The organism is Mesorhizobium sp. B263B2A (genome assembly GCF_020165775.1).
In the GTDB taxonomy this organism is placed as follows: Bacteria; Pseudomonadota; Alphaproteobacteria; order Rhizobiales; family Rhizobiaceae; genus Mesorhizobium; species Mesorhizobium opportunistum.
Genome location: NZ_JAIUIU010000011.1, coordinates 179,299 through 196,128, shown reverse-complemented (window position 1 = coordinate 196,128; position 16,830 = coordinate 179,299). Strand labels below are relative to the sequence as shown.

Below are 16,830 nucleotides of genomic sequence, written 5' to 3'. Positions count from 1 at the left end.
CCTCTCCCTCCGGAGGGGGGAGAGGTGGCGCCGCGAAGCGGCGACGGAGTGGGGGAATCCGCCCGTGAAACCCGCAGCCGCCGCAAGATGGGCACCACTCAACGCGCGCGAAAGCTGAGGCAAGGCGGCAATCAGGCTGAAGCATTGCTCTGGCTCCAACTGAAAGCCCGTAAGCTTGCGGGCTATCGTTTCACCCGCCAATTCTCCATCGGCCCTTTCTTCGCAGACTTCGCTTGCCGCGAAAAATGGCTCGTCGTCGAGATCGACGGCTCACAACACGCCGGCAGTTCCTCTGACCGCCGCCGCGACGATTTCATGCGCGCCGAAGGCTATTCGATCTTGCGTGTCTGGAGCCACGACGTCCTGAAACATCGTACTCCCGTCTGTGAAACCATTCTTGCCGCGCTTGATGGCAGGCTGGCGGAAAACGTCGCCGTATCCGACCTACGCTTTGTCCTCACGCCGCGCTCACTCGATTCAATCTCTCTAAAAACGGACCTATCTTCATGAAATCCCATGTAAAAGCGGTTGTCATCGGCGGCGGCGTCGTCGGCTGCTCGGTTCTTTACCATCTGGCCAAGGCCGGCTGGACCGACATCATGCTGATCGAGCGCTCGGAGCTCACTTCCGGCTCGTCCTGGCACGCGGCAGGCGGCTTCCACACGCTGAACGGCGACCCCAACGTCGCCAAGCTGCAGGCCTACACCGTGCAGCTCTACAAGGAGATCGAGGAAATCTCGGGCCAGTCCTGCTCGCTGCATCTGACCGGCGGCGTGATGATGGCCGACACGCCCGAGCGCATGGATTTCCTGCGCCTGGCCCACGCCAAGGGCCGCTATCTCGGCATGGACACCGAGCTGATCACCCCTTCCGAAGCCAAGGCGATGTTCCCGCTGATGGACGAGACCAACTTCGTCGGCGCCATGTGGGATCCGGTCGAAGGCCATCTCGATCCCTCGGGCACGACGATCGCCTATTCCAAGGCGGCCAAGAAGCTCGGCGCGGAGATCGTGCTGCGCAACCGCGTCGTCGACCTGACGCAGCAGCCCGACGGCACCTGGAACGTCGTCACCGAACAGGGCACGGTCCACTCCGAGCATGTCGTCAACTGCGGCGGCCTGTGGGCGCGCGAGATCGGCCGCATGGTCGGCGTCGAACTGCCGGTGCTGGCCATGGAGCACATGTACCTGCTCACCGAGCCGATGCCCGAGGTCGAGGAATTCAACAAGTCGACCGGCCGCGAAATGATCGGCGTACTCGACTTCAAGGGCGAGATCTACACCCGCCAGGAGCGCAACGGCATCCTGCTCGGCACATATGAAAAAGCCTGCAAGCCGTGGTCTCCGGTCAACACGCCCTGGGATTTCGGCCATGAACTGCTGCCGCCCGATCTCGACCGCATCGCGCCGTCGCTGGAAATCGGCTTCAAGCATTTCCCCGGCATCGAGAAGGCCGGCATCAAGCAGATCATCAACGGCCCCTTCACCTTCGCGCTCGACGGCAACCCACTGGTCGGCCCGGTGCAGGGCCTGACCAATTTCTGGTGCGCCTGCGCCGTCATGGCCGGCTTCAGCCAGGGTGGCGGCGTCGGTCTCGCTCTGTCGAACTGGATGGTCCATGGCGATCCCGGCTTCGATGTCTGGGGCATGGATGTCGCCCGCTTCGGCGAGTGGGCCGGCCTGCGCTACACCAACGCCAAGGTGCGCGAAAACTATTCTCGCCGCTTCTCCATCCGCTTCCCCAATGAGGAATTGCCGGCGGCGCGCCCGGCGCAGACGACGCCGCTCTACGACACGATGCTGGCCAACAACGCCGTCATGGGCGATAGCTGGGGTCTGGAAACGCCGCTCTGGTTCGCACCGAAAGGCAAGGAGCCCAAGGATATCGTTTCCTTCCACCGCTCCAACGATTTCGGTCCGATCGGCGAGGAAGTGCGCGCCACGCGTGAGCGCGTCGGCGTCACCGAGATCGCCAATTTCGCTAAATACGAAGTTTCGGGCCCGGGCGCGGAAGAATTCCTCAACCGGCTGATGACCAACCGCATGCCGAAAACCGGCCGCATCGTGCTCACCCCGATGATCAACGAATTCGGCAAGCTGATCGGCGACTTCACCATCGCCAAGGCGGGAGACGACCGCTTCATGATCTGGGGCTCGTCGGCAGCGCAGAAGTACCATATGCGCTGGTTCGAAAAGCACCTGCCGAAGGACGGGTCCGTACGCATCCACCGCTTCGACCAGACGCTGGTGGGTCTATCGATCGCCGGCCCAAAATCGCGTGACCTCTTGCAGAAGCTTGTCGATGTCGACATCTCGACCAAAGCCTTCCGCTTCATGGATTTTCGCGAGATGGCGGTCGGCGGCGCGCCCTGCATGGTCAACCGCATCACCTACACCGGCGATCTCGGCTACGAAATCTGGATGGCGCCGGCCTATGAGCGGCTGGTCTACAAGGCGATCAAGGACGCCGGCGAGGAATTTGGCCTGGTCGATTTCGGCATGCGCGCCCTGCTTTCCATGCGCCTCGAAAAGAACTTCCCGACCTGGTTCCGCGAACTGCGCCCGATCTACGGGCCGTTCGAAGGTTCGATGGACCGCTTCATCAAGCTGGAGAAGAACGACTTCATCGGCCGCGAGGCCGCCGCCAAGGAACAGGCGGAAGGACCGAAGCTGCGCCGTGTCTCCTTCATCGTCGATGCCGCCGATGCCGACGTGATGGGCGACGAGCCGATCTGGGCCAAGGTCAGCAAGGATTTTGGCACGGTGGAAAAGCCGCACGGCTACGGCGCGCCGCGCTTCGACGACAAGGGCAAGGAAGTGCGTGGCTCCAAGGCCGCGGAAGGCGCCTCCGCCGTGCGCGGCATTGTCGACGGCGACTGGCGCGTGGTCGGCTGGGTGACGTCGGGCGGCTATGCCCACTATGTCCGGATGTCGATGGCGCAAGGCTATGTGCCGGCAGCCCTTGCCGAGGACGAAAGCGCCGGGCTGTTCGAGATCGAGATCCTCGGACACCGCCGGCCGGCACGCATCAATGTCGAGGCGCCGTTCGACCCGAGCGGCGAGAAGATGCGGAGCTGAGGTCCGACCATGGACAGCGCGGGGCCAAAAGGCGGCTTCGGCCGCCACCGTAAGATCATGCCCTTCGAGCCGGGCTCGATCGAGGCCCTGCGCGACGCCTCCCGCCAGAAGGCGGCTTCACTCAACCAGCATCTGCTGGGCTATGGCCCCCAGGCAGAGGCTGAATGGGCAGCGGCAGGCATTGCCGCGCCAGACCTGCCGGCGATGCGCCAATACCGGCTGGAATGCATCCGCGCCGAGTTGAAGCGCCGTGGCTATGCCGGCGCCCTGCTCTACGATCCGGTCAACATCCGCTATGCGACCGACTCGACCAACATGCAGCTATGGGTCGCGCACAACCCGACGCGGCATTGTTTCGTTGCCACCCAAGGTCCGGTGGTGCTGTTCGACTATTTTTCCTGCGAGCATCTGTCCGACCATTCCGGTGTCGTCGACGAGGTGCGGCCGGCGGTGTCGTGGATCTATCTCTACAGCGGCGAACTGACCGAGCAAAAGGTGCGCCGCTGGGCCGCCGGTATCGCCGACCTGGTCAGGGAACATGGCGGCGGCAACAACCGCATCGCGGTCGATCACATGAATCCGGAAGGCGTCAAGGAACTCGCTCGCCTCGGTATTTCGATCGGCAATGGCGAAGCGGTGATGGAAAACGCGCGGCTGATCAAATCGCCTGACGAAATCCTCGCCATGCGCCGCGCCATCGTTGCCTGCGAGGCCGCGATGGGCGAGATGGAACAGGCATTGACACCCGGTATCTCCGAGAACGAACTGTGGGCGGAACTGCATCGCGGCAACATTGCGCGCGGTGGCGAATGGATCGAGACACGGCTGCTGGCTTCAGGCCCGCGCACCAATCCCTGGTTCCAGGAATGCTCCTCGCGCAAGATCGAGGCGGGCGACCTCGTCGCCTTCGATACCGACCTGATCGGCCCCTACGGCTTCTGCGCCGACCTGTCGCGCACCTGGCTGTGCGGCGATGCAGAACCTTCGAACGAGCAGCGCGATCTGTTCCGCATCGCCGCCGATCAGATCCAGCACAACACGCAACTGATGCAGCCCGGCATCTCGTTCCGCGATCTTGTCGACCGCTCGGCGGTGCCGCCGGGAGACTGCTTCCCGACCCGCTATGGCGTGCTCTATCACGGCGTCGGCCTTGCCGACGAATACCCGACCTTGCCGCATGCCAGCGACTGGACTCCGGACACGCCGGATGGCGTTCTGGAGCCAGGCATGGTGCTCTGTGTCGAAAGCTATATCGGCAGGCTCGGCGGCCGCGAGGGCGTCAAGATCGAAGAGCAGATCCTGATCACCGAGACCGGGAACGAGCAGCTTTCAACCTACCCGTTGGATGCGAGGCTGCTCGGCTAACCCTACAAGGGCCTCACGCATTGCTTTGATCGTTTTTTCCGGTGTTGTCCTGGCGGTGATAAAGGGCAGGCCCTTGCGCCGTGCCGTCCAGCCGACGATCACGACCTTGCGCGCCGCCGGCTCGAAACGCTGCGCCAGCGCCCAGCTTTCACAGTCGATCGCCGCGATATCCGCCCTGCCCTCGGCCACAGTGACGATCGAGCCGCGATGGGCGCCGCTTTCGCTGCGCGACGAGAAGATGTCGAGGCTTTCGCCAGCTGCTTCCAGATCACGCGTCAGCGCGATGATGCCCGACATGGAATCGAGACTGTTGAAGGTGAAGCGCTTGCCGCGGATCAGATCGAGCGGCAGCAAGGCCTTGCCATCCGCCGGCGATCGCACTTCCGGCCCTTCACCTGTCCGCATCACCAGCGCGCTGGAATAAAGCTCGCCCTGCCCGCCCTCATAGGCGTCGTAGCTCGGCTGGCCGACCACCTGCACATGACGGGACAGGCCAAGCTCCATCGGACCCCAGCAGGTTTGCGCGAAGAGGAGCGCCGGATGCAGCCATAATTTATGGAAATCAAGCTCGTCCGCAGGCAATGTCGCCGGATCCGGCGCGATCAGTTTTCCCTCGGCGTCGCGGATGCCGCCCAGTACCGTCGGCAACTCGCCATTGCGACGAACGATCGTCGACGGCGCGTCGATGCCCCTCTGCCGGAAGACATCGCGCAACCCTGCCCACTGCGCGTCGACTTCGCCACGCACTTCCGGCCAGTCATACATCGGCAAGGCCGCAACCAATTCACTCATGCCGGTATCCGACCACTATGTCTGGGGCAGAAGGCAACTGACCATAGCCAGTCTAGCAGGCAGCCCAGGGCTGCCGCAAAAGAATTCATTCCTTGGGCGGCTCGGCGGGCACCGGCGCGGTGCCGAGCCCATTGATGTTGCGCGCCCGGATACGCGGCTTGAATGCCCTGCCCGGCTCCGGCGCGCGCCGCAGCACCGGGTGCACGATCGGCTCCTTGGCCTTGAAGGCATAGGCTTTGATCAGCGCAAAATAATTGGCGTAGGCATAGCCATTGTTCATCCGCAGCCATTCGTCACGACGCTCGCGGAACAGCTGAGGCAGTCTGTACCAGGCCACCGTCGGGGTCTTGTGGTGGACGAAGTGCAGATTGTTGTTGAGGAACAGGAACGACAATGGCGAGCGCTCGATGATGACCGTGCGGCCTTCCGGATGCTCGGACCATTGATGCTCGGCGAAAGTGCGGATCGCGATCAGCGACTGGCCGAGCCAGACCGGCGCCAGAATGTAGAGCCACAGCGGAATACCGAAGCCGAACTGCACGATCGGCGCCACGATGGCGAGGCCGACCGCATGCAGCAGCCAGGCTTTACGGATCGCCTTGTCGCCGGCAATCATACGCTTGGCGTCGTCGATGAAGAAGCCGATGCAGGACAGCCAGGGACCGAGGAAGAAACGGCCGACCATCGTGTTGTTGATCTTGAGCAGGAACTTCATCGTCGGCGGCAAATCGTCATGATGCCACAGCGCCTGATAGTAGCTTTCCGGATCGTCGAGTGGATCGGTTAGCCGCTCATCGGCGTGGTGGCGCAAGTGAAGCGTCTTGAAGCGGCGGAACGGCCAGACCAGACCGATCGGCAGGAAGACGAAGGCCTCGTTGATCGATGCGCTGCGCGACGGATGGCCATGCAGGACTTCGTGCATGATCGACGACTGCAGTGCCAGGATGAAGCCAAGGACGGCGAGTGCCAGGATGGGATAAGACGGCCAGAGCAGGAAACCGATGGCAAGCCATGTCCCGTAACAGAAGAAAGCGAGGACCACGGTTGGCCATTCGATGGCCGGTGCGTTGCGTCGCTTGATGCTCTTGCCTGTCATGCTATCGACCACTGCCCCTCAGTCGCCGGAACCCCCAATGGTTCCTGACAGCATAGTGTCAGGAGAAGCGATTCCACTCAACGAGACAAAGTGTACAAAATGTTGCCATTGCGCATTTTTGACCGCATATGTTATACATTGTAAACAGCATTACGGATTCATTTACGCCTGAGACGCCGGTTCGGCCGCTTTGGCGCAAATTTTTCCTCCTGATTCGCGGAGTGCAGCGATGGACAAACGGGACCTGTCAGCAATCTTTCGGGAGCGTCTGAAGCTGCTCCTGACACGCTCCGACCTCAACCAGTCGGCTTTCGCGACCGCTGTCGGCATCGATCGCTCGGCATTGTCGCAGCTGATGTCGGGCGCCTCGACGCGCCTGCCGCGGGCCGAGACGCTGCTCAACATCGCCGCCGAATTCAAGGTGTCGCTCGACTGGCTGCTGGGCTTAAGCCAGGACGAAGGCGTCACCGGTGAAATCCGCGAAAGCCTGGAGATCGAGGAGGCACCCGACGGTTTCGACCGAACGCTGCTCGCCAAATGGTTCGCCGAGGCCGCGGGCACCAAGATCCGCTATGTGCCGGCCGGCATTCCCGACCTCCTGCGCACGCGTGCGCTGGTCGACTATGAGGCCAATATCACCAACAGGAGCCGTCTGGCGCAGGCCAGCGAGACGCAATACCGCATCGAATACAACCGGCGCCCGGAAACCGACATGGAAGTCTGCATGCCGCGCCACACGCTGGAGATTTTCGCGCGCGGCCTAGGCGTCTGGGACCGCTTTCCGGAGGCTGACCGCCGGCAGCAGCTCGCCCATATGGCGACGCTGCTTGACGATCTCTACCCGACCTTCCGCCTGTTTCTCTATGACGGCCGCATGCGCTATTCGATCCCGCTCACCATCTTCGGTCCTTATCGCGCCGCCATCTATGTCGGCGACATGTATGTGGTGCTGAACGCCACACAGCCGGTCCAGGCGCTGACCCGGCACTTCGACAATCTGATCCGAGCCGCCGACATCAACCCGCATGAGGCAGCAAGCTTCGCGCGCAATCTGGCCGGCATGGCGTTCCCGTCAGGCATTGTCTGATCACAGCCACGCCGTGAGCGGGCCCATCGCCACCAGCAATTGCTACCGGCGGGCTCACCGCTATTTCATTGACTAGACATAAAGACTTCTTTATATCCTTATTCGAATTCGAAACACGAAAGCCAATCCAATGACGACGACCAACCCGATCGATGCGCTGCTGGCTGAAAAAGGCGTGCTGCTGGCCGATGGCGCCACCGGCACCAATTTGTTCGCCATGGGTCTGGAAGCCGGCGAGGCGCCGGAGCTGCTGAACGAGACGGCGCCCGACACCATCACCAGCCTGCACCAGAACTTCGTCGATGCCGGCGCCGACATCATCCTCACCAACTCCTTCGGCGGCACCCGTCACCGGCTGAAGCTGCATCATGCGCAGGACCGCGTGCATGCGCTGAACAAGCGCGCCGCCGAGATCGCCCGTGCTGTCGCCGACAAGGCCGGCCGCAAGGTGATCGTCGCCGGCTCCGTCGGCCCGACCGGCGAATTGCTGATGCCGCTTGGCGCCATGACCTATGACGAAGCGGTGGACGCCTTCGCCGAGCAGATCGAGGGTCTCAAGGAAGGCGGCGCCGAAGTCGCCTGGATCGAAACCATGTCGGCGCCCGACGAGATCCGCGCCGCCGCCGAAGCGGCGATCCGTGTCGGCCTGCCCTACACCTACACCGGCTCGTTCGACACCGCCGGCCGCACCATGATGGGCCTGCTGCCGAAAGACATCCACGGCGTCACCGACGGCTTGTCGCAATCGCCGCTCGGCGTTGGCGCCAATTGCGGCGTCGGCGCCTCCGATATCCTCGCCTCGCTGCTCGATATGACCGACGCGAAGCCGGAGGCGACGGTGATCGTCAAGGGCAATTGCGGCATTCCCGAATTCCGTGGCGCCGAGATCCACTATTCCGGCACGCCGGAGCTGATGGCCGATTATGTCCGTCTCGCCGTCGATGCCGGCGCCAAAATTGTCGGCGGCTGCTGCGGCACCTCGTTCCAGCACCTTGCCGCGATGCGCAAGGCGCTCGATGCGCATACCAAGGCGGATCGTCCGACAGTTGAGAAAATTGTCGAGCGCATCGGCCCGATGCGCAACAAGGTGGCGACGGAAAACACCGCCGAGACCAGCGAAGCCCGCCGCGAGCGTCGCCGCAGTCGCGCCTGACTTTGTCGGGTTCGATTATTCGCTGTTGTCGGCGTAGCTCGACTGCGCCGACTTGAAATCAACCACATTGTCGCCGTGCATCGTCATCAGCGCGCCGGATGCAGCCGGGTCGGTGATCTGCTCCAGCATGACGCGGAAGCGGTCGTTGGTCAGCGCCGACATGGCGGTGTTGCGCGCCTGCGCGACATCATCGCTGATGCGTCTGGATTCGGATGATGGGGCTGATGAAACCGCCGAAGCGTCCCGTGCCGGCGGTGTCGAGTTGGCGATAGTCCTGATCTGCAATTCCGGCTCCCTCAAGCCCCGTAGACATGGCCGATGTAACGTGAGGGGTGTTGCGATCCGGTACCGGAAATCGAGTGCAATTTAACGATCCGGCAGATAGTGCCAACCCAACGGCATCACCCTTCTCGAAGGCAGCTAAATCAATGGCGGAAAAAGCGTCCGCAGGAAGCCATTGAACCAGGCGGCTTGCTCTGCATCGTGCAGGCTCATGAGATGGTCCTGCTCCTCGCGCGTCTGTGCGCCCGGCTTGTCATAGTTCGCGCCAGGACGGTTCTGCACGCGCCCAAAACCGGTCGGTGTGACTTCCGCATGGAATTGCAGACCGTAGACCTTGTCGCCGATACGGAAAGCCTGATTGGGAAACAGGTCGCTCGAGGCAAGGTGCTGTGCGCCCTTCGGCAATTCGAAGCCATGCCAGTGTGACTGTGTCACATGGATCGGCGCGGGCAGGAAATCTTCGGCTCCCGCGGTCGGATAAAGTGGATAGCAGCCAAATTCATGCACCCCGCTTGTCGGCGGACCGACTTGGGCACCGCGATGCCAGGCTATCTCCTGCGCGCCCTGGCAGATGCCGAGCAAGGGGATATCGGCATTCATGCAGAAGTCGATAAATCGGTACTCATCCAGCAAGAACGGATGCAGCGACGTGTCGTAGACATTGTACATGCCGCCGTAGACGACGCCGCCTGCGACACCTTCATCGGCATCCAACGTCTCTCCTGCATAGGCTCGACGCAACACAGGCTCGTAACCGTTTTGTGAGAGATAGGCGAACACACGATCGTCAGCGGGTTCGTCGCTGTGCCGCACCAGAACAACGCGTTTCTTCATGGTTCTGCCTCCCCCGCCAGAATGGTTGGCGCAAGACCGTGGCGCAACCGAAAAAGGCCGGCAAGGGAATGAACCCCTCGCCGGCCTGCCTCACCCGCCCGTAGCCGGTTCCCCGTATCAGAACGACCCCCGTCTGAAAGGAACCGGCTGTATTGCCACTACCGGTTACCGCCCAGCGCCGAGGCAAGGCGCACAAGCGAAAGGAACTCGGACCTGTACCCAAACGGGTCGGCTCCTCGGGCGGTGGTGGCAATCTCCATGATCTTGTCGTAGCCGAACTTCGCGGTCGCATCCTCGTCGCGCAGTTTTTGGCCGAAGGCCGCGACGGCGACGGAGAAGCGCTGGTCGGTGCTGGCCTGGTCGAAGGACGCGACCTCGTTGGCCGAGGTCACCGGCGTGGTGATCAGCTTCGAGACGTCTTCGTTCGGCAGCTTGTAGCGGATCTTGACGAAGGCATACTCGTCCGCATTGGCGACGCCGCCATTGTTCACCCCCGCCTGCCCGTAGCGCAGCGGATCGATCTGCTCGCCGCCGCTGCCCTTGGGCGTGATCTCGTAGATCGCGGTGACCGAATGGCCAGAGCCGATATCGCCGGCATCGACACGGTCATTGTTGAAATCCTCGCGATTCAGCGCCCGGGTCTCGTAGCCGATCAGCCGGTATTCCGAAACCTTGTCGGGATTGAACTCGACCTGGATCTTCACGTCCTTGGCGATGGTGAACAGCGTCGAGGAGGCATCCTCGACCAGCACCTTTTCGGCCTCGGCCAGCGTATCGATATAGGCGGCCGTACCGTTGCCGTTCTGAGCGATGGTCTGCATCATCTCATCGTTCAGATTGCCGCGGCCAAAGCCGAACACCGACAGGAAAACCCCGGTCTTGCGCTCCTGCTCGATCAGCCGCTTCAGGTCGTCATCATCGGTCTGACCGACATTGAAGTCGCCGTCGGTGGCAAGCATCACGCGGTTGACGCCATCCTTGATGAAGGACTGCTGGGCAAGCTTGTAGGCTTCCTTGATGCCGGCCTCGCCGGCGGTCGAGCCGCCCGGCTGCAAATTGTCGATGGCATTGAGGATCTTGTCCTTCTCGGCAATTTTCGTCGGCATCAGCACGGTGCCGGCATCACCCGCATAGGTGACGATCGAGATGGTGTCGTCGGCCTTCAGCTTGCTGACCAGCAGCCGGAACGCAGACTTGAGCAGCGGCAGCTTGTCCGGTTCGTCCATCGAGCCCGAGACGTCGATCAGGAACACCAAATTGGCCTTCGGCTGCTCGGCCGGCTTGACGTCAAAGCCCTTGATGGCGACGTGCATCAGCTTGGTGTGCGTGTTCCACGGCGTCGGCATGACACTGACGGTCGAGTTGAACGGCGTCGTGGCGGAGTCCGGGCCCTTCCAGTCATAGGGGAAGTAGTTGATCATCTCCTCGACGCGCACCGTGTCGGCCTGCGGCACGAAGCCTTCCTTCAGCGAACGGCGCACGAAGGAATAGGAGGCGGTGTCGACATCGATCGAGAAGGTCGAGACCGGATCCTCCAGTGCCGCATGCACCGGATTGGTCTTGAAATCCTGGACGCGGTCGCGGTTTTCCTCATGCGGCGCGATCTGATCGGCCGGTGCGGTGGCAGGTTGTTGCGGCGTCATCAGCTTGGACTCGGCGGCAGGCATGCGGGCGATCCGTGACGTGGTGCCATCTGCCTGTGGAGGTGGCGTCAAGGACATGATTACTCTTTGGCCGCCGCTCCGCGCCGGTGCCGGTTCAGCCGGCGCAACCTGTCCCTGGGCATTCTGCTGCGCCAAACCTCCAGCAACAGTGGGTTCGGATTTCGGCGGCGATGCCGGTGCCACAAGGGCATCCGTCGCATCGCGGCTTTCCACATCCGCGTCCGCCTTCTTGTCTTTCTCCGGCGAGCTCGTTGCGAGCGGCCCGTTGACCGCCTGATCTCCCGGCGCCTGCTTGGCCAACGGCTTCACGGTCGCCGGCTTGTCGGCCAGCGTCTCGGTGATCTTCTCGTCGCCGCCGAATTCAGGCGGCTGTTCCCTCAGGAGATGGAAGGTGGCGTATCCGGCGATCGGCAGGGCGACGAGCCCGGCAAGGGCCGGCGTGGCAATGAGTTTCTTTTGCATGATCTCGCTCCAGAGCTTTTGTGCTCGCTCTGTGAGACGAAGACCGCCAGCCGATCCTTGGGTGACGGTGGAAATATTTTCCTGATCATAGGCACGCATGGCGGCTTCGAAGGCACGTGCCTTCGCGTTCTCGCTGGGCGCCGGTACTGCTGCATCGCGCAGTCTTTTGAGTTCGTTGTCGTCGACCATGGTCACACTTCCCCGGCCGAACGCATCAGCGTCTTCAGCCGTTTCTTCGCTTCATGGATGTGCCAGGAAACCGTCGTCTCCGAGATCGCCATCGCCTCCGCGGCGGCCGCGTGGTTCAATCCCTCGCCATAGACCAGCAGCACCGCGTCGCGCTGCTTGTCCGGCAGTTGCCGCACCGCTGCCCACAGAGCCTCGGCGGGATCCTCGCTCTCGGCCAAGGCCTCGCCGGAAATCAACGCATGAATGCCGTAGGCCTCGGTCTTGACCGTCTCGCGCGCGCTCTTGCGCATCATGTCGCGCGCGGCGTTCATCGTCACGGAATAGAGCCATGTCGTGAAGGCGCCGCCGCCGCGATAGTCGCGGATCGCCTTGCCGAGCCGCACGCAGACTTCCTGGGCGATGTCTTCAGCATCCGCCTTCTTGCCGCACCAACGATAGGCGGCCCGATAGACGAAGTCGTAGTGACGCTCCAGCAATGTGCCGAAAGCCCCCCTGTCTCCGCCCTTCGCCCGCCCGATCAATTCGGCGTCGGAGGCTTCGCTCTCATCCAGCATCATCGCCATCATTTGCCTGTTGGACGAAGGCTAATGGCTGATCCTTGGGGTGATGCAAAGATTTTTTTGGCCGCGGTCCTAGCCCAGCGTTTCCGCAAACAGGGTTGTCAGCCGTTTCCAATGCCGCTCCGCGCCGGCAGCATCAAAGACGCTGTGGTCCGGCACGCACCAGCCATGCGCCATGCCGACATAGTTCTCGATCGTATGATCGACTTCCGCTGCTCTGAGCGCCTCCTCCAGCCGCCCCGACTGTTCCGGCGGGAAACTCCTGTCGATACCGGCCGTGCCGACATAGACACGCGCCTTGATCGAGGCCGCCTTGCGATGCGGGCTGTCGGCGGCGTCGCTGGCCAGATTGCCGCCATGGAAGCTCGCTGTCACGGCGATGCGATCGGGGTAGCTCGCGGCCGCGTTCAGCGCCCGCGCGCCGCCCATGCAGTAGCCGATTGTCCCGACCGGCCCGGTGACGCCTTCCGCGGCGAGCGCATCGAGGAAGGCGCCGCTGTCGCGGATCGTCATCTCCTGCGTCGTGCCGCTGATCAGCGCCGTCAGCGCCGTCTTGGTATGCTCCACGGAAAAAGCGGTCTTGGCATCGAAGGGTCCGTAGGGTGCATTGCGATAGAACAGGTCGGGCACCAGCACCGCATAATCTTCGTTCGCCAGCCGCTCGGCCATGCCGTCGAGCGCTAGCCGTGGCCCGAACGCGTCCATATAGAGCACGACGCCGGCCTTGGCCCGAGAAGCGTCCGCCGGGCGGAACAGCGCTGCCTTGGCAATGCCATCCCCGGTTTTGATCTTAAGGTCCTGCTTCGTCATCGCCTGCTCCGCTCAGTGTCGAGCGATACATATCGGCGCCGGGCGGATGGGCAAGGCGCAACCAAGCCGGAGCGTTCAAGATTTCGTGCGGCATGCCGCCTGGATCTACAGGCGTGCAAACGCAGCCATGTGGAAGGCCTGGACTTCGGGAGGATAGCGATAGGACGTGCCATAGGGGCAGGCATTGCGGTCCAGGCAACCGCCGCCGCGGCACGGCCCGCCATTCGCTCCCCGCACATGCGCCAGGCAGGCCTGGTGGGCGAACCCTTCCGCGGAATAAGCGTCGACCGGACAGGATTTCAGGCACGGTTTCTCGACACAGCTGTCGCAAAGATGGATCGCGTCGTTGTGCTCCGGAAGCGCGATCTCGTCCTCGAACAGCAAAGCGCCGCGATAGGCATGCCAAAGCCCGTATTGCGGGTGCATGAGGATGCCGAGCGGCGACGGCTTCAGCCCCTCCGCCCGCATTGCCCATTGCTGGAATGGCAAATAAGGCTTGTCCGAGGGCGAAACAGCCCGAGCACCGAATGCCTCCGCCACCGCGCCGATCACCTGGCGCGACCAGGTGTCGAGCGGATTGGCGATTTGCCGTGGCTGCTGCTCGCACCAGCGCAGGAAATGCGGCCAAGGGGCCGCCCCCGCCTGCCCCACCAGCAGTACGGACTTTGCCGGCGCGCCCGAGACGCCATCGGGTGCCTCGTCGCTGTTCGCAAAGGCAAAGCCACCACGCAGGATGAGGCCATTGGCGCCAAGCGCGGCCGTGATCTCCTCGATCATGCCGCGCACAAGATCATTCCTTTTTGACCGGATCGGAGAACGCGCTCCGCCAGACTTCCTTGTGGATGATGTTGGCGACTTTAGCCCCGCCTGACTCGGGCTCCTTTCAGGTGAAGGCGTCGGGCATCGACCCCTTCTTCTTGGCGATGAAGTCCCTCAGAGCCTCGTCGATACTCGGATCGAGATGCGGCGCCTCGTAGCTTTCCAGCCAGCGGCGCGCGAGTTCGTTGGCGCGCTGCGGCGCGGTCTTCTCCCCCTCGGCCAGCCACTGCTCATAGGAATTGTTGTCGGCGATGTTGGAGCGGTAGAAGGCGGTCTGGAAATTCGCCTGCGTGTGGTCGCAGCCGAGATAGTGGCTGCCCGGCCCGACCTGGCGGATGGCGTCCATCGCCTGGCCGTTCTCCGACAGGTCGACGCCCTCGGAGAATTTCTGCGTCATGCCGAGCTGGTCGATGTCCATCATGAACTTCTCGTAGCAGGACGCCAGCCCGCCTTCGAGCCAGCCGGCCGAATGCAGCACGAAATTGGTGCCGGCCAGGATGGTCGAGTTCAGCGTGTTGGCACTCTCATAGGCCGCCTGTGCGTCCGGGATTTTCGAGGCGCAGAGCGAACCGCCGGTGCGGAACGGCAGGCCGAGGCGGCGTGCGAGCTGTGCCGCGCCGTAGGAGACCAGCGATGGCTCCGGCGTGCCGAAGGTCGGTGCGCCCGACTGCATCGAGATCGACGAGGCGAAGGTGCCGAACAGCACCGGCGCGCCCGGCCGGATCAGCTGCGTGAACGATGCGCCTGCGAGCACCTCTGCCAGGACCTGCGTCAGCGTGCCGGCAACCGTCACCGGGCTCATCGCGCCGGCCAGGATGAACGGCGTGACGATGCAGGCCTGGTTGTGGCGCGAATAGACCTTGAGCGCGCCCAGCATGGTCTCGTCGAACACCATCGGCGAGTTGGCGTTGATCAGGCTGGTCAGCACAGTATTGTTCTCGACGAAATCGTCGCCGAACACGAGCTTGGCCATGGCCACCGTGTCCTCGGCGCGCTCCGGCGCGGTCACCGAGCCCATGAACGGCTTGTCGGAATATTTGATGTGGCTGTAGACCATGTCGAGGTGGCGCTTGTTGACCGGCACGTCGACAGGCTCGCACACCGTGCCGCCCGAATGGTGGATCGACGGCGCCATATAGGCGAGCTTCACGAAATTCCGGAAATCCTCGATCGTCGCATAACGCCTGACGCCGTCGAGGTCGCGCACGAAGGGCGGTCCGTAGACCGGCGCGAACACCGTGGCATTGCCGCCGATCTGCACCGAGCGCTCGGAATTGCGGGCATGCTGGGTGTAGACGGACGGCGCGGTCTTCAGCAGCGAACGGCAGAGACCTTTCGGGAAATGCACGCGCTCGCCCTTGACGTCGGCGCCCGCCTCTTTCCAAAGCTGCAGCGCTTCGGCGTCATCGCGAAAAATGATGCCGATTTCTTCCAGCACCGTGTCGGTGTTCTTCTCGATCAGCGCCAGGCCCTCTTCGTTGAGCACCTCATAGACGTTGATCTTGCGCTTGATGTAGGTGAGCTGCGTGCCGGGGCCGCCGCCGGAGCGCGCCGCGCGCCTGGCCGCCGCTCCGCCGCTGGCGCCTCGCCCACGCCGCGCGTTTGACGCTTCCTGGTCGACTGCCGCGTGTTCGCTCATGATCGCTCTTCCCTGAATATGGCCGGGCCTCGATATGGACCGGTCCGTAGCCGTTGCGGCCGCATGGCGCGGCTTTCGCCGGATCGTAGCCATGCACCCTATTCGAAACGGCCCGTCCGCGCCAACGCCTGTCGCAAAATCGACAAGAAAACCAATAGATTTTCCAGTCGCTTTCCTTTTGCGGGAAGTCGCAAATCAGCTATGGATACCCGCCCCTAGCGGGTTAGGTATGGACGCAAATCTGTTGTGCCTTGCGACGCAGTCGCGATGCCGTGAGGAGTTGGATCAAAATGGCCGACGACGAGATCATCCTTTCCGAGCTTTCCGACGAGGAGTTGGTGCAGCAGATGCACGACGATCTCTATGACGGGCTGAAGGAAGAGATCGAGGAAGGCACGCGGATCCTGCTCGAGCGCGGCTGGGTGCCCTACAAGGTGCTGACCGAGGCGCTGGTCGAGGGCATGCGCATCGTCGGCGAGGATTTTCGCGACGGCATCCTGTTCGTTCCCGAGGTGCTGTTGTCGGCCAACGCCATGAAGGCCGGCATGTTCATCCTGCGGCCGCTGCTGGCCGCCACCGGCGCGCCCAAGCAGGGCAAGATGGTGATCGGCACCGTCAAGGGCGACATCCACGACATCGGCAAGAACCTGGTCGGCATGATGATGGAGGGCGCCGGCTTCGACGTCATCGACCTTGGCATCAACAACGCGGTCGAGAAATATCTCGATGCCATCGAGCAGCATCAGCCCGACATCATCGGCATGTCGGCGCTGCTGACCACGACCATGCCCTACATGAAGGTCGTCATCGACACGATGAAGGAAAAGGGCATCCGCGACGATTATGTCGTGCTGGTCGGCGGCGCGCCGCTCAACGAGGAATTCGGCAAGGCCGTCGGCGCCGATGCCTATTGTCGCGATGCCGCCGTGGCGGTCGAGACCGCCAAGGACTACATGAAACGCAAGCACAATGTGCGCGCTGCGTCCTGATTGGCCAATCCG

The 16,830-nt window shown here is 62.9% G+C and carries 15 protein-coding genes; 6 read left to right on the top strand and 9 right to left on the bottom strand.

Features of this window, described 5'->3' with window-relative positions; genetic code table 11:
* The first annotated feature begins 24 nt into the window (after positions 1–24).
* Genes LB568_RS19040 through LB568_RS19030 form a run of 3 tightly spaced genes read left to right on the top strand, consistent with a single transcriptional unit; the run spans position 25 to position 4,442 of the window.
* Positions 25–510: an endonuclease domain-containing protein gene (locus LB568_RS19040; RefSeq protein WP_224730980.1), complete on the top strand. Its 486-nt coding sequence runs from the start codon at positions 25–27 to the stop codon at positions 508–510.
* Entirely contained in the window at positions 507–3,077 is a 2,571-nt protein-coding gene (locus tag LB568_RS19035) for a GcvT family protein (RefSeq protein ID WP_224730975.1), read from the top strand. The genes LB568_RS19040 and LB568_RS19035 overlap by 4 nt, the downstream gene beginning before the upstream one ends.
* Positions 3,078–3,086: 9 nt before the next feature.
* Positions 3,087–4,442: a M24 family metallopeptidase gene (locus LB568_RS19030; protein ID WP_224730974.1), complete on the top strand. Its 1,356-nt coding sequence runs from the start codon at positions 3,087–3,089 to the stop codon at positions 4,440–4,442.
* Here LB568_RS19030 and LB568_RS19025 read toward each other — a convergent pair.
* Both LB568_RS19025 and LB568_RS19020 read right to left on the bottom strand, forming a co-directional pair.
* On the bottom strand, positions 4,407–5,234 hold the full coding sequence (locus LB568_RS19025; RefSeq protein WP_224730973.1) for a phosphate/phosphite/phosphonate ABC transporter substrate-binding protein: 828 nt from the start codon (positions 5,232–5,234) through the stop codon (positions 4,407–4,409). The genes LB568_RS19030 and LB568_RS19025 overlap by 36 nt on opposite strands.
* An 85-nt stretch (positions 5,235–5,319) precedes the next feature.
* Complete coding sequence (locus LB568_RS19020) at positions 5,320–6,330, bottom strand: fatty acid desaturase (RefSeq protein ID WP_224730972.1); 1,011 nt, start codon at positions 6,328–6,330, stop codon at positions 5,320–5,322.
* Positions 6,331–6,559: 229 nt separating this feature from the next.
* Between LB568_RS19020 and LB568_RS19015 the strand changes: the two genes are divergently transcribed.
* Positions 6,560–7,417, top strand: coding sequence for a helix-turn-helix domain-containing protein (locus LB568_RS19015; RefSeq protein WP_224730971.1), 858 nt, complete (start codon positions 6,560–6,562; stop codon positions 7,415–7,417).
* A gap of 130 nt (positions 7,418–7,547) precedes the next feature.
* Positions 7,548–8,570 (top strand): betaine--homocysteine S-methyltransferase, encoded by a 1,023-nt coding sequence (gene bmt / locus LB568_RS19010; protein ID WP_023763404.1) that lies wholly within the window; start codon positions 7,548–7,550, stop codon positions 8,568–8,570.
* 15 nt (positions 8,571–8,585) lie between these two features.
* On the opposite strand, the gene LB568_RS19005 is transcribed toward bmt, so the two are convergent.
* From LB568_RS19005 to LB568_RS18975, 7 genes are all read right to left on the bottom strand, one after another.
* Positions 8,586–8,855, bottom strand: a complete 270-nt coding sequence (locus LB568_RS19005) for a hypothetical protein (RefSeq protein WP_224689917.1) — start codon at positions 8,853–8,855, stop codon at positions 8,586–8,588.
* Positions 8,856–8,990: 135 nt separating this feature from the next.
* The gene (locus tag LB568_RS19000; protein WP_140576178.1) at positions 8,991–9,686 is read right to left on the bottom strand and encodes a glutamine amidotransferase-related protein; all 696 of its coding nucleotides are present in this window, start codon (positions 9,684–9,686) and stop codon (positions 8,991–8,993) included.
* Between the two features lie 158 nt (positions 9,687–9,844).
* Positions 9,845–12,001: a YfbK domain-containing protein gene (locus LB568_RS18995; protein WP_224730970.1), complete on the bottom strand. Its 2,157-nt coding sequence runs from the start codon at positions 11,999–12,001 to the stop codon at positions 9,845–9,847.
* Between the two features lie 2 nt (positions 12,002–12,003).
* Positions 12,004–12,564, bottom strand: a complete 561-nt coding sequence (locus LB568_RS18990; RefSeq protein WP_224730969.1) for an RNA polymerase sigma factor — start codon at positions 12,562–12,564, stop codon at positions 12,004–12,006.
* Positions 12,565–12,633: 69 nt separating this feature from the next.
* On the bottom strand, positions 12,634–13,371 hold the full coding sequence (locus LB568_RS18985) for a dienelactone hydrolase family protein (RefSeq protein WP_224730968.1): 738 nt from the start codon (positions 13,369–13,371) through the stop codon (positions 12,634–12,636).
* A 105-nt stretch (positions 13,372–13,476) separates the two neighbouring features.
* Positions 13,477–14,157, bottom strand: a complete 681-nt coding sequence (locus LB568_RS18980) for a hypothetical protein (RefSeq protein ID WP_224730967.1) — start codon at positions 14,155–14,157, stop codon at positions 13,477–13,479.
* A 97-nt stretch (positions 14,158–14,254) separates the two neighbouring features.
* Positions 14,255–15,829, bottom strand: a complete 1,575-nt coding sequence (locus tag LB568_RS18975; protein ID WP_224730966.1) for a trimethylamine methyltransferase family protein — start codon at positions 15,827–15,829, stop codon at positions 14,255–14,257.
* A 290-nt stretch (positions 15,830–16,119) separates the two neighbouring features.
* Between LB568_RS18975 and LB568_RS18970 the strand changes: the two genes are divergently transcribed.
* Positions 16,120–16,818 carry a corrinoid protein gene (locus tag LB568_RS18970; RefSeq protein WP_013894984.1) on the top strand — a complete coding sequence of 233 codons (699 nt, stop codon included), beginning with the start codon at positions 16,120–16,122 and terminating at the stop codon, positions 16,816–16,818.
* Positions 16,819–16,830: the final 12 nt, after the last annotated feature.